This window comes from Desulfovibrio sp. UIB00 (genome assembly GCF_022508225.1).
In the GTDB taxonomy this organism is placed as follows: domain Bacteria; phylum Desulfobacterota; class Desulfovibrionia; order Desulfovibrionales; family Desulfovibrionaceae; genus Desulfovibrio.
In genome coordinates this window covers 380580-393949 of record NZ_JAETXJ010000001.1, presented here as the reverse complement: position 1 = coordinate 393949, position 13370 = coordinate 380580, and the positions used below count along the sequence as shown (strand labels likewise).

Here is a 13370-nt window from a genome sequence, read left to right as displayed (position 1 = left end):
TAGCTTGCACTTGATAAATACAAAGCTCCCCCGGAACCGCGAGATTCCGGGGGAGCTTTGTTATGCCAGCCGCCAGCGGCGGCTTTCAGCTATTCTTCCGTTATTCTTCGGCCAGGGCGCGCACGGGTTCGCCGTAAGCGTCGTTAACCGTGCCAGTGGTGTTCATGAGCGCGATCCAGCGGCGGATGGTACCCACAAGCACAAAGACCATCAGCACCATGACCAGGCAGGCCAGGAAGGCAAGCAGATACTTGCCGCCGGGGATGTAGGTCGTGGTGACCTGCAAGTAGCCAGCCCAGAAGGTCACGGCGGTCAGGAAGATGCCGGGGATGGCCGTCACAAGGCTGAGCTTGCCACGGTTCATGCGCAGCAGCATGGAGGTGCACACGATCAGGGCGCAGCCAGCAAGCAGCTGGTTGCTCAGACCGAACAGGGGCCAGATGTTGCTGATGTTGCCGGTGTACATCAGGTAGCCCCACATGGACGTGAAGATAAAGCTGGTGATGTAGACGCCGGGCATCCAGTTCTTGTCGCCAAAGGGCGCGTACACCTTGCCCAGCATTTCCTGCAGGAAGAAGCGGCCCACGCGGGTACCGGCGTCAATGGCGGTCAGGATGAAGACGGCTTCAAACATGACGGCAAAGTTGTACCAGTAGGCCATCAGGTGATCCATGTAGGGGATCTTGTGGAAAATGTGGGCCATGCCCACGGCCAGGGAAACTGCGCCGCCGGGGCGGGCATGCAGGTTCAGGCCGATCTTTTCTTCAAAGAAGCCCAGGTCAACAGTGTTCAGCGCGGGGTGCGCGGCGATCAGCGAGCTGAACTTGTCAGGGGTGGAGTTGATGGCAAAATAGTCGCCGGGCATCAGGGTGCAGGCGGCGATCAGGGCCATGATGGCAACAAAACCTTCGGTCAGCATGGCGCCGTAACCCACAAAGAGGATGTCGCGCTCGTTGCCGATCATTTTGGGCGTTGTGCCTGTGCCGATGATGGCGTGGAAGCCGGACATGGCACCGCAAGCGATGGTGATGAAGATAAAGGGCAATGCAGGCCCGCCGATCACGGGGCCACCGCCGTTAATAAAGGGGGTAACGGTGGGCATGAGCAGGGTGGGCTGCACAAAGATGATGCCCACGGCCAGCATAAGAATGGTGCCGATCTTGAGATAGGTGGAAAGATAGTCGCGCGGCACCAGCAGGAACCACACGGGCAGCACTGAAGCCAGGAAACCGTAGCCAGCAATGGCCAGAGCCACGGTGTTGCGATCCCAGTCGAAGGCCCAGCCCAGAACATCCTTCTGCATGAGGTCATGACCGCTCAAAATACCCACAACCAGCAGCACCAGACCCACAAGGCTGGCAAGCAGAACGCTGTTCTGCTTGAAGCGCATGATCAGGCCCATGAGCATGGCGATAGGCATGGTGATGACCACGATAAACAGCGACCAGGGCGCGTTGTGCATGGCGCTGATGCAGGCCAGCGAAAGACCGGCCAGGGTCAGAATAAGAATACACAGCACGGCGATACCCGCCACGGTACCCGTAACGGGGCCGACCTCGCGCTGGGCGATGGCCGAAAGGCTCTGGCCTTTGTGCCGCACAGAGGCGAACAGCACCACCATATCGTGCACCGCGCCGCCAAGCACGCAGCCAATCAGAATCCACAGCGCGCCGGGCAGATAGCCAAACTGCGCGGCGAGCACAGGGCCAACCAGCGGGCCAGCAGCCGCGATGGCGGCAAAATGATGGCCGTAGAGAACAAATTCGTTGGTTTTGACGTAGTCGTGACCATCAGCAAAACGAACCGCTGGCGTAATACGGCCCGCGTCCAGTTTCAGCACCTTGTTTGCCAGAAAAATGCCATACACCCGATAGGCAATGGCAAATATGCACAATGCCGCAAACACTAGCGTGATGGCATTAATGTGCTCCAAGCTTTCCATCGTGTCTCTCCCTGTTTTGTTCTTCTGGTCGCAGCCTGCAAATCATTCCAAAGCACACAGCCGCTACCCCAAAAAAACGCTACTGAATCCTGCGGAACAATGCACAGTCTGCTTCCTCCTTGCCAATGCGTCGGGCATCACAACCGCGACAAACCAGAACCCCCAGTTAACTGGTCAGCATTGCTAATCATAAACTTTCCTGCTTTTCGACCTACCCCCAATACCAATTTCTGTCCATACAAATTGTCCGCTCAATGCATTTGCCGCAAACGCTGTTCAAAGCAAATCAGCATACATCCTGCATGGTTTTAATGAACCAACACCATAAGTGCGCCATTTTTGCAGTGCTTTACTACTGTTTCAGAAGGTAGGTTGCTTATAATCGCATATCCCAAACAGCGATGTGAAAATTTTCACTCTTTTCATAAATCCATGCAAGCACTTTGTTGGCGGTCTTCCTGTCCAGCGCAAACCAGCCCCAAGTTGGCAATTGCAGTGCATTGATTCCGGGTTGCTGCCTATCATGGGTGCGTTTTGCTTGCATTCCTCCCTGCCTGGGCCTAGACTCAAAAAACCGGCTGGGGGAGCCTCAAAGGCTGAGAAAGGGTGATAGCGCCCTGACCCCTAGAATCGCGCAAAACAACGCGGTTCTGCACCTGACGCGGATAGTGCCGACGAAGGGAAGCTGGCCAACCTGCAACTATTTGCAGGATTGTGCTCGCCCGCAGCCGTAATGGTTTTTGCGGGCATTTCTGTTTTATGCCGTCCGGCATCAACTGTCCCGCAGAACCATTACAACCTCAACCTCGGAAGCAGCCCAGCGGCTGTTTTCCTCTGGAGGCGCGTATGGATGTCACAGTCAACGGGGCAACCGAAGCCATTGCCGAACCATGCAGCGTTGCCGAACTTCTGGCAACACGCGGGCATGATACGGCACGGGTTGTCGTTGAACGCAACGGAGAAATCCTGCCCCGCGAGCGGTTTGCCCAAACCCTGCTCTGCGGGGGCGACAGTCTGGAGATCGTGCACTTTGTGGGCGGCGGATAACAGGCCACCTGTTCCCGGCCCAGAACACCATCCTTTTACCAGCACATTCCAGACGGAGAGCACAATGAACGATCCCTTCATCATCGGCGGAGTCACCCTTACCAGCCGTCTTTTCATCGGTACCGGCAAATACGGAGCCGACAGCCTCATCCCTTCAGTGGCGGAAGCCAGCGGCGCGCAAGTCATCACCGTGGCCATGCGCCGTGTGGACAAACAGGCCGAGAATCAGGCCTCCAGCCAGGGCATCATGGGGCATATCCCCGCGCATATGCGCCTTTTGCCCAACACCTCGGGCGCGCGAAGCGCCGAGGAAGCCGTGCGCCTGGCCCGGCTCGCCCGCGCTGCGGGATGCGGCGACTGGATAAAAATTGAAGTCATTTCCGACACCCGCCATCTGCTGCCCGACGGCTACGAAACCGCCAAGGCCACGGAAATACTTGCCAAAGAAGGCTTTACCGTGCTGCCCTACATCAATCCAGATCTTTACGTGGCGCGGGCCTGCGTCAACGCTGGCGCGGCAGCCGTCATGCCGCTGGGTGCGCCCATCGGCACCAACCGGGGTCTGCGCACAAAGGAAATGGTGGGCATCCTGATTGAAGAAATCGACCTGCCCATTGTAGTGGATGCGGGCATTGGCCGCCCTTCGCAGGCTTGCGAGGCCATGGAAATGGGCGCGGCGGCCTGTTTGGTCAACACGGCCATTGCCTCGTCCAGCGATCCCGTCAGCATGGCCCGCGCATTCGGCGCGGCAGTCCAGGCCGGGCGCGATGCATGGCTGGCGGGCCCCGGCGCCGTCAAGGCGCAGGGTCAGGGCGCGGAAGCGTCTTCACCGCTCACAGGATTTCTCCGCTAACGCTTGCAATACACACCATGTTGACCGCCAGCCAAAACGCTGGCAGCCGACCGCTTATAAGGATCACACATGGAAACTTTTCAGGAATATCTGCAGGCGTGGCCCTCAGCCCGCCGGGCAGAGGGAGCCGCTCGCGCCACAGAAGCGGATGTGCTGGCCGTGCTGCAAAAAGAAACCTTGCAGCCAGCCGATTTCCTTACCCTGCTTTCTCCTGCGGCTGCTCCGCACCTTGAGGCCATGGCCCGCCGTGCGCGCGATCTGACCCTGCGTTTTTTTGGCAAGGCCGTGAACATCTTCACGCCGCTCTACATCTCCGATGTCTGCACCAACCAGTGCCGCTACTGCGGATTCAATGCAAAAAACAAGCAGCCACGCCGTCATCTGAGCATTGATGAGGCCGCTGCGGAGGCGGACGTTATCGCCGACAAGGGCTTTCAGCACATTTTGCTGCTGACGGGTGATGCGCGTCATTTGTCCTCGCCGCAATATATCGCGGATGCGGCCCGCCGCATCAAACCCCGCTTTGCCTCGGTGGGTGTGGAAGTCTATTCCCTCACCACTGAAGAATACGAGCTGCTGGTGGACGCAGGCGTGGACAGCATGACCATGTTTCAGGAGACGTATAATCCGGAACTTTACGCATGGCTGCACCCCGTTGGCCCCAAGCATGATTATGGTTTCAGGCTCAATGCACCGCAACGCGCAGCAGAGGGCGGCATCCGCTCCATCGGCGTGGGCGCCTTGCTGGGGCTGGAATCTTTTGAACAGGATGCCTTTGCCACAGGCTTGCACGCATGGTGGCTGCAAAGGCGCTATCCCGGCGTGGACGTAAGTGTTTCCATCCCGCGTATCTGCCCGCATGAAGGCAATTTTGACGTGCAGCACGGTGTGGACGACCGCCATCTAGTACAATATGTTACGGCCATGCGCTGCTTCTTGCCGCGTGCGGGCATCACTTGCTCCAGCCGCGAAAGCGCCTTTATGCGCGATCATCTGGTGCCCATCGGCGTGACCCGTGTTTCCGCCGGTGTTTCCACCGCCGTGGGCGGCCGCGCAACCGAGGATTTGCACAATCCCGGCCAGTTTGAGATCACCGACCGCCGCAGCCTTGAAGAAATGACGGCTTCCCTTGCGGGCATTGGCTACCAGGCTGTGCTTAAAGACTGGGAAGATCCGGTGGCTGTATAAAAACTGCTTGCAGCTATGGTGCGGCGGCCTGGTGCACACCGGGCCGCCGTGTGAAACAGGCTGACAACTCCCCGCCCAACAACCAACTTACGGATCCACGCCATGCACAATGCACTTCACAACGGTCTTGCCCGCTACCTCCGCCCCGGCCAACTGGAGGCCCTGCGTGCCGCCCGCGTGGGCATTGCCGGGGCGGGAGGGCTTGGCTCCAACGCAGCCCTGATGCTGGCCCGAAGCGGCGTGGGAAATCTGGTGCTGGTGGATGATGACGTGGTGGACGCCTCCAATCTCAACCGCCAGCAATACTGGCCCCGCCATGTGGGCCGTCCCAAGGTGGAAGCCCTGGCAGAACTGCTGCTGGAGCTGAACCCCGAAATGGGCGTGGAAGCACGGCGTATGCGCCTTGACCAGAACAACATGGCTGAGGTGCTGCCCGCATGCCCCATCTGGGTGGAAGCCTTTGACGGACCAGACGACAAAACCCTGCTGGTGGAAACGGCCCTGCTCGGCGGCTACCGCATAGCCAGCGCGTCGGGTATGGGCGGCTGGGGCGGCAAAGCCATGGGCAAACGCTATCTTGGCCATCTGGTGCTCGTGGGCGACTTCAGCACGGATATCTTGCTGGCCCCGCCCCTTGCCCCCCGAGTGACAGAAGCTGCCGCCCTGCTGGCTGACGCCGTGCTTGAGATGGTGCTGGGCGTGAACGAGCCGCTTTAGAACCATACCTTTTACCGCAAAAAGGCCCGTTGCAGGCAGATATTGCGCGTTTATCGCTCTATCCGGCTGCAACGGGCCTTATACTGCCTTGAGGCAAAAAACTGCGCTACACTTTGAGTTGCGCTGTCAGGTCTTCCAGCTTGTCGGTCAGTTCCTGAAGCTTGTCGGTTTCCATGCTGGCCTGGCCCATGGATTGGGACGTGTCGGCCACCATGTGGTTCACCTGATCGATGGTGTGGGTGATCTGCTCGCTGGCGGCTGACTGCTCTTCACTGGCAGCGGCGATGGCCTTGACCTGCCCTACGGTGTTTTCCACCGTGCCCACGATGGCGTCCAGCGCCTCACCAGACTGCTTGGCATAGTCTGTGGCCTGCTCCACCTGCTGTACGGCATTGTCCATGGACGACATGCTCTTGGCGGCGCTTTGCTGAATGGCCTCAATGGCACGGCCCACATCTGTTGTGGAAGCCATGGTTTTTTCTGCCAGTTTACGCACTTCATCGGCCACCACGGCAAAACCCCGCCCGGCTTCGCCAGCACGGGCCGCTTCAATGGCGGCATTAAGAGCCAGCAGGTTGGTCTGGTCGGCAATATCCGAAATAACGTTCATGATTTCGGTAATGGCTCTGGCATGTGATTCCAGCGTGGCCATATCCGCACGCAGTTCAAGGGTGACACGGTGCACGTTTTCAATGCCGTGCAGGGCGTTCTGCACAACTTCCGCCCCTGTGGTGGCCTTGGACATTGTGTGTCCTGAAGCTTCGGCGGCCTTATCCGCATTGCCGGCAACTTCCTGCACTCTGGCGTTCATGTGGCCCATGGATGAGGCGGCCTCTTTAAGCTGCCCTGCGGCAATGGCGGCATTTTTGTCCGACTGCCGGATGCTGCCGGTAAGGGCCACCACGATCTGGGCCAGTTCATCCATGGTTTCTTCCAGCGCCTGCGCCACTTCGGCCATACGCTGGTTCTTCTCCGTGATCTGTCGCTGCGCCTCATTGAGCGCGGTCATGTCCACATACACGCACATGCCGCCAATGCAGGCACCCTCGGCATTGTAAATGGGAAACACGTTGGCGAGCACGTTGACCTTGCCGCCCTTGTGTCCGCCGATGGTCACTTCAAGATTCTTGAAGCACTCGCCCGTTGCCATGCTCTTTCCCACGGCGGTTTTACGCGTGGGATCGTTATAAAACAGATGGGCCAGGGTTTTGCCAAGGCAGGATTCAATGCTGTCGTCGATTTCCAGCATGTTCAGACATGCCCTGTTGGTGCTGAGCGCGCGCTCGTTGGTGTCCACCAAGAGGTACGGCATGGGCAGACCACGCAGGATGCCGTCTTTATATTCCCTGTCGTGTTTAAAAGCCTGTCGCAGGTCTTCAAGACTTGCAAACAGCGGAGCAAGAGAGGGATCAGTATTGTTCAGGCTTCGGCTTGGATTGGCCGCCACGGCGCAGACAGCTTCACCAGCCTCACGCAAAGCCCCGTTTGCAAACGCACGACCGGCAGCAAACGCCCCAAAAGCCGCCACAAGAGCGGTCACAATAAGAGCAAAAACGGGCAAACCCGCAAGCTGATTTACGCCAAAACCAAGACCCGCTGCCAGCAGCGCTGATACGCAACTGTACAAAAGGAATTTACCGTTCACTGAGCCACCTCACTTTAAAACGCAAAAACTTTTTATGCTTGGCAAAAACTTGCCGTCTGCATGCCATCGTGTACAAAACGGAACAGCAGCCCCCTAATGCCGCTGTCCCGGACTATTCTCTTCTCACTCTGCATTTCGGCAGTTTTTGGAAAAAAATTAGTTTTCAGAAAAAAAGGACCATTTTTACCATTTGGTGGTATCCATACTTCATCAATCAAGGTACGACAACTCACCTCAGCATATCTTGCCCGCATTGCACAAACATCTTGACAATTTTTTTTCACCAAGATAATGAAACTCATTCAAAGCGGCTGGCGTTCGCGCCACTGCTACATCCTGATGCGGAACGCAGTTCCTGCGGGGTGGCCTGAATGGGCCCCCTTTTTTTTGTCCTTGTGACAGGGCAAACCCGCCAGGCAAGCGCATTTTCAGCGCAAAGGAATGCTCTAAGAAACGAATGACCGACGACGTACTCAAAGAAACCATCACCAGTTTGGCCGAGCCCCTCGCAACATCGCTGGGCCTGGTTATCTGGGGAGTGGAAATCGTCCGCGCCGGGCGCACAGTGGTTCGGCTCTTTGTAGACGTGCCGTTTTCTGCGGAATCCGGCACCAAGCCCGCCCCCGCCGACACCGACGACATTGATGCGCCAGCCTTGGTCGCGCTTTCTGCCACCCTTGAGCAATGCGAGCATATCTCACGCCACATCGGCCTCGCCCTTGAGGTGGAAGATACCATTCCCGAGGCGTATGTGCTGGAGGTCTCCACCCCCGGCCTGACGCGACTTTTCTTCAGCCTTGACCAGATGCGCCACTATATTGGTGATGTGGTAGAAGCCCGCCTGCTCAGGGCCGTTGCCATCAACGAAGGTTCTCCTGAAGGGCCCAACCCCTCGCACGGCGGCCCCCGCCGCTTGTGGCGCGGCACCCTGCTTTCCGTTGAAGAAAATGCATTCACCCTGGCGCCAGCCACCATCTCGCCCGAGGGCGAGGTGACACCCGAAAACCTGCCGCCGGTCAGCATCCCCTGGGATGCCGTGCGCAGGGCAAGCCGCATGTATATTTTCAGGCAGCCGCAAAAGCCTGGCAAGGGCCGCGCCAAAGCGCCCACCGCCAAGGCGGAGGCCAAGCCCCGCAAGGAAAAGAAAACAAAATCCAGTGGTTCTGAAGAGAACCAGTAAAACCTGACGCAACTGCACACTCGCTTGGCATGGCCAGAATCACTGGCCGCCGTGAATAGAGCAGGAACCAGAGATATTTTCGCCGCAGCGCCAGCAGCCGGAGGCACCCATGAATCTTGAACTTAAAAAGGCCATTGACCAGATCAGCAAGGACAAAGGCCTTGACCGCAACATGCTCATCGACACGCTTGAAGACGCGGTGCGCACTTCGGTGCTGCGCCGCTTCAGCGAAGATATGGACGTGGAAGTGACCTACAATGACGAAACAGGCGACATTGAGGTCTACCAGTTCAAAATCGTCATGGACGACGACGACGTTGCCAATCCTGACACGCAGATCGAATACTCCGAAGCGATCAAGCATGATCCCTCCGTGCAGGTGGACGATGAAATGGGCTTCCGCGTCAAGGTCGAAGACCTTGGCCGCATTGCCGCCCAGTCTGCCAAGCAGGTTATCATCCAGCGCATGCGTGATGCGGAGCAGGAAATCATCTACACCGAATACAAGGACCGCGTGGGCGAAATTGTATCCGGCATCGTGCAGCGCCGCGACAAGGGCGGCTGGGTTGTGAACCTTGGCCGCACCGAGGCCATACTGCCCCGTGAGGAACAGATTCCCCGCGAACATTACAAACGCGGCGACCGTGTGCAGGCCCTCATCATTGAGGTACGCCAGGAAGGACGCGGCCCGCAGGTTGTTGTTTCGCGTTCGCACCGCGATTACATGGCCGCCCTGTTCCGCCGTGAAGTGCCTGAAGTTGACGATGGCGTGGTGCAGATCATGGGCGTTGCCCGCGATCCCGGTTCCCGCGCCAAGGTTGCCGTGCTTTCGCGTGAGCGCGATGTGGATCCCGTGGGCGCATGCGTTGGCGTGCGCGGTTCACGCATTCAGAACATCGTGCAGGAACTGCATGGCGAGCGCATCGACATTGTTGTCTGGAGCGCAGACATCGCCACCTATGCCCGCAACGCTTTGGCCCCGGCCTTGGTTTCGCGCATCGTGGTGGACGAAGAAGAAAATCTTCTGGAAGTCATCGTGCCTGACGATCAGCTCACCAACGCCATCGGGCGCAAGGGGCAGAACGTCAAGCTGGCCGCGCGCCTGCTGGGCTGGAAGGTCGATATCTTTACCGAAACCCGCTACAACGAGGCCAACGCCATTGGGCACGGCCTTGAACAGGTTGCCAGCGTGGCGGAAGTTTCCATTGAGGCGCTTCTGGCCGCAGGCTACAGCTCGCTGGACAACCTGCGCGAGGCTACGGACCAGGAACTGGCCGACAAGCTCACTATCAGCGCGGCGCGCATTGCCGACCTGCGCTCGGCCATCAACTTCCTGGCCCCGATTGTGGAGAGCACTCCCGAATCCTCGGCAGTGGAGCTGAAAATGCCCGCAGCCACGGAAAGCGGAGATGCAAAAGAATAACGCTGCGCCCGTTGAAGTCGGGGAGCAGGCCTGTGACGGGCCGGAGCGCATGTGCGTCATCTGCCGCCGCCGCTTTCCCAAGGCCGATCTCGACCGCCACGTACTGGCGGAGCAGGGAATTTTGACTTTAGACGCAGAAAAAACCAGACCGGGCAGAGGCTGGTATGTATGTTCCGATCCTGTCTGCGCGGCCAAGTTCGCGAAATTCAGACCCGGAACACGGCGCAAGGGGGGAAAACATGTCCGATGATAAAATAAAAATTAAGGATCTTGGCGGGGATATCTCGCAGGATCCCAAGGATATACTGCGTGTCGCGCGTGAGCTCGGCCTGCCGGTAAAATCCGCTACTGGTTCCGTCACCTCAGAGGAGGCCACTCGCTTGCGCGACTACTTTGCCGAACAGAAACAGGTTGATGCGGAGCGTGCCGGTTCGCAGCGCGACGTCATCGTGCGCCGCCGCCGCAAGGACTCCCCGCAGGAAGCCGAAACCGCAGCGCAGGAAGCCCCCGTTGCCGCACCGGTTGAAACCGAAGCGCCCAAGGAAACTGCCCCTGTGGTAGAAGCCGTGGCTGAAGCGACCCCGGCAGCCCCTGCTGCCGCTGCCGAGCCCGTTGCGCCCAAGGCTTCCAAGCCCGCGCAGGAACCGGCCCCCGCTGCCGAGCACAAGGCCCGCATCGTCAAACCTGCCAAGGTCATTTCGCCAGCGCGCGTTATCAGCCGCCCCAGCGATCAGAAAGAACCCGAGGTTGTGGAAGCTCCGGCTCCCGCAGCAGTGGAATCTGCCCCTGCGCCAGAAGCGGCCCCTGCCGCCCCTGTGGTGGAAGCCGTTGCCGCAAAGGCTTCGGCTGAAAAGCCCCACGCAGACAAGACTGAAGCGCAGGACAAGGCCGCCAAGGCCCGCGTGGCGCGCCCCGACGCCTCGGCCATGCCCGAAGGCTCGTCTGCGCCTACCCTGCCCCAACGTTCTGCCGAAACCCGCGCCAGTGAAGACGGCGAGGAAGGGGCCGCGCCCCGTCGCGCGCCCCGTGCGGAAGCTCCGGCAACGCCGCAGGTTCGCATTATTTCCCGTCCTGTTCCCGGCGCTACGCCCACGCAGGATGCCCGCCCCGCCCGCACTGGCGACAGCCGCCCCGGTGGCTATCCGCCCAGAGACGGCGCTGGCAGGCCTCCCCGTCCCGGCGGTCCCCGTCCTGGCGGCCCCGGTGGCCCCGGCGGCGCGCCGCGTTCTGCTGGCGGCCCCCGTCCCGGTGGTCCCGCAGGCGGCTTTGGGCAGCAGGCAGCACCTGCGTCCCCTTCCGACACACGCGATGGGCAGAGCAAGAAAAAACGCCTCAAGGGTCGCCGTACTGTTGATTTCCAGCAGGGTGATTTTGGCCGCCGCAGCGATGACGACGACAGTGGTCGCCTGAACAGAGGCAAGGGCCGCCGCAAGTCGGGCCGTTCTTCTGTGGTGCCTCAGTCCACCCAGCCGCTCAAGGCCGCCAAGCGCAAGATCCGTATTACCGAAGCCATCCGCGTTGCCGACATGGCCCACCAGATGGGTCTTAAGGCCAACGAGATCATCAAGGTACTCTTTGGTCTTGGCATCATGGCGACCATCAACCAGACGCTGGATATCGACACCGCCACTCTGGTGGCCGCAGAATTCGGCTATGAAGTTGAAAAAGTCGGCTTTTCTGAAGACGATTATCTGGTTCCCAAGGAAGTGGACGCGCCTGAAACTCTCAAGCCGCGCCCGCCTGTTGTTACCATTATGGGTCACGTTGACCACGGTAAAACTTCGCTGCTCGACGCCATACGCAAGTCCAACGTCACCAGCGGTGAAGCCGGCGGCATCACGCAGCACATAGGCGCATACCATGTGAAGACCAAACGCGGCGAAATCGTGTTCCTCGACACGCCCGGCCACGAAGCCTTCACAGCCATGCGCGCCCGTGGCGCTCAGGTCACCGACCTTGTTATTCTTGTGGTCGCCGCCGACGACGGTGTCATGGAGCAGACCCGCGAAGCCATCAACCACTCCCGTGCCGCCAATGTTCCCATTATGGTGGCCGTGAACAAGATGGACAAGCCCGGTGCCGAGCCTGACCGCGTACTGCGCGAACTGGCCGAACTTGGTTTGCAGGCCGAAGAATGGGGCGGTGACACCATCGTTGCCAAGGTTTCGGCCAAGAGCCGCATGGGTCTGGACGAACTGCTCGAAATGGTGGCCCTCCAGTCTGAAATTATGGAGCTCAAGGCCAACCCCGACAAGCCCGCTCGCGGTCATATCGTGGAAGCCAAGCTCGACAAGGGCCGTGGCCCCATCGCCACCGTGCTCATTCAGGAAGGCACCCTGCGCCAGGGCGACAGCTTTGTGTGCGGCACCTTCTCGGGCCGTGTGCGCGCTCTCGTGAGCGACCAGGGCAAGAAGGTCAAGGACGCCGGCCCCTCGCTGCCTGTGGAAGTACAGGGCTTTGAAGGCGTGCCGGAAGCTGGTGAGGAATTCTTTGTGGTGTCCGACGAAAAGGTCGCCCGCCGCATCGCCGATTCCCGCGCGGTCAAGCAGCGTGAACGCGATTTGGCCTCCGAATCGCGCGTCACCCTTGAAACCTTCCTGTCGCAGCGCAAGTCCGATCAGGAAACCCTGACGCTCAACCTCGTGGTCAAGGCGGACGTGCAGGGCAGCCTGGAAGCCATCACCGAAGCTCTGAACAAGCAGAGCACGGAAAAGGTACGCATCAACGTGGTGCACGGCGGCACAGGCGCAATCACGGAATCCGACATCCTGCTGGCTTCTGCCTCGCAGGCCATCATTATCGGCTTCAACGTGCGTCCCACTTCCAAGATCAAGGATGTGGCCGACCACGAAAACGTGGATATCCGCTTCTACGAGATTATCTACAAGCTCGTGGACGATATCAAGAGCGCCATGGCCGGCATGCTCGCCCCTGTGCAGCGTGAAGTGTACCTCGGTCAGGCCGAAGTGCGCGACACCTTCAGCGTGCCCAAGGTCGGCCTCATCGCCGGTTCCTACGTGGCTGACGGCAAGATCGCCCGCAATGCCGGCGTACGCCTGCTGCGCGACGGCGTGGTGGTCTACACGGGCAAAATCTCTTCCCTCAAGCGCTTCAAGGACGACTCCAAGGAAGTGGTTAAGGGCAACGAGTGCGGCGTGGGCCTTGAAAACTTCAACGACGTGAAGATCGGCGACATCATTGAAGCCTTTGAAACCGTCGAAGAAGCCGCCACTCTTTAAACAGTGATTATGGGAAGGGAGGCCGCTTACTGGCCTCCCTTCTTTTTTGCATACATGCCTTTGACAGACAGCCTTTCAGGCCATATCTGTATTCTTCGGCTGTGCCGGAAGGAGCCCCAGGGGCCAAAAGCACGCC

General features: G+C 59.4%; 12 protein-coding genes. 8 read left to right on the top strand and 4 right to left on the bottom strand.

Annotated elements, in window-relative coordinates; all coding sequences use genetic code 11:
• Positions 1-100: 100 nt before the first annotated feature.
• Together JMF94_RS01710 and JMF94_RS01705 are read right to left on the bottom strand one after the other, a co-directional pair.
• The gene (locus JMF94_RS01710; RefSeq protein ID WP_240823482.1) at positions 101-1942 is read right to left on the bottom strand and encodes a carbon starvation protein A; all 1842 of its coding nucleotides are present in this window, start codon (positions 1940-1942) and stop codon (positions 101-103) included.
• 376 nt (positions 1943-2318) lie between these two features.
• Positions 2319-2486, bottom strand: a complete 168-nt coding sequence (locus tag JMF94_RS01705) for a hypothetical protein (protein ID WP_240823481.1) — start codon at positions 2484-2486, stop codon at positions 2319-2321.
• Between the two features lie 302 nt (positions 2487-2788).
• Between JMF94_RS01705 and thiS the strand changes: the two genes are divergently transcribed.
• The 4 genes from thiS (at position 2789) to thiF (ending at position 5747) form a co-directional block, all read left to right on the top strand.
• Entirely contained in the window at positions 2789-2989 is a 201-nt protein-coding gene (gene thiS / locus JMF94_RS01700; RefSeq protein ID WP_240823480.1) for a sulfur carrier protein ThiS, read from the top strand.
• Positions 2990-3053: 64 nt separating this feature from the next.
• The gene (locus tag JMF94_RS01695) at positions 3054-3842 is read left to right on the top strand and encodes a thiazole synthase (protein WP_240823479.1); all 789 of its coding nucleotides are present in this window, start codon (positions 3054-3056) and stop codon (positions 3840-3842) included.
• A gap of 69 nt (positions 3843-3911) precedes the next feature.
• A complete protein-coding gene (thiH, locus tag JMF94_RS01690) occupies positions 3912-5030 on the top strand; it encodes a 2-iminoacetate synthase ThiH (RefSeq protein ID WP_240823478.1) in 1119 nt (372 codons plus the stop codon).
• 102 nt (positions 5031-5132) lie between these two features.
• Positions 5133-5747, top strand: a complete 615-nt coding sequence (gene thiF / locus JMF94_RS01685; protein ID WP_240823477.1) for a sulfur carrier protein ThiS adenylyltransferase ThiF — start codon at positions 5133-5135, stop codon at positions 5745-5747.
• 106 nt (positions 5748-5853) lie between these two features.
• Here thiF and JMF94_RS01680 read toward each other — a convergent pair whose 3' ends face one another.
• Both JMF94_RS01680 and JMF94_RS01675 read right to left on the bottom strand, forming a co-directional pair.
• Positions 5854-7392, bottom strand: a complete 1539-nt coding sequence (locus JMF94_RS01680; RefSeq protein WP_240823476.1) for a methyl-accepting chemotaxis protein — start codon at positions 7390-7392, stop codon at positions 5854-5856.
• 32 nt (positions 7393-7424) lie between these two features.
• On the bottom strand, positions 7425-7694 hold the full coding sequence (locus JMF94_RS01675; protein ID WP_240823475.1) for a hypothetical protein: 270 nt from the start codon (positions 7692-7694) through the stop codon (positions 7425-7427).
• A gap of 155 nt (positions 7695-7849) precedes the next feature.
• Between JMF94_RS01675 and JMF94_RS01670 the strand changes: the two genes are divergently transcribed.
• The 4 genes from JMF94_RS01670 to infB all read left to right on the top strand — a co-directional run bounded on the left by JMF94_RS01670 (position 7850) and on the right by infB (position 13234).
• Entirely contained in the window at positions 7850-8572 is a 723-nt protein-coding gene (locus tag JMF94_RS01670; protein ID WP_240823474.1) for a ribosome maturation factor RimP, read from the top strand.
• Between the two features lie 109 nt (positions 8573-8681).
• Positions 8682-9995: a transcription termination factor NusA gene (nusA, locus tag JMF94_RS01665; RefSeq protein ID WP_240823473.1), complete on the top strand. Its 1314-nt coding sequence runs from the start codon at positions 8682-8684 to the stop codon at positions 9993-9995.
• Complete coding sequence (locus JMF94_RS01660; protein ID WP_022659908.1) at positions 9982-10245, top strand: DUF448 domain-containing protein; 264 nt, start codon at positions 9982-9984, stop codon at positions 10243-10245. The genes nusA and JMF94_RS01660 overlap by 14 nt, the downstream gene beginning before the upstream one ends.
• Positions 10235-13234, top strand: coding sequence for a translation initiation factor IF-2 (infB, locus tag JMF94_RS01655; protein WP_240823472.1), 3000 nt, complete (start codon positions 10235-10237; stop codon positions 13232-13234). Before JMF94_RS01660 ends, infB begins: the two co-directional genes overlap by 11 nt.
• The last annotated feature ends 136 nt before the right edge of the window (positions 13235-13370 follow it).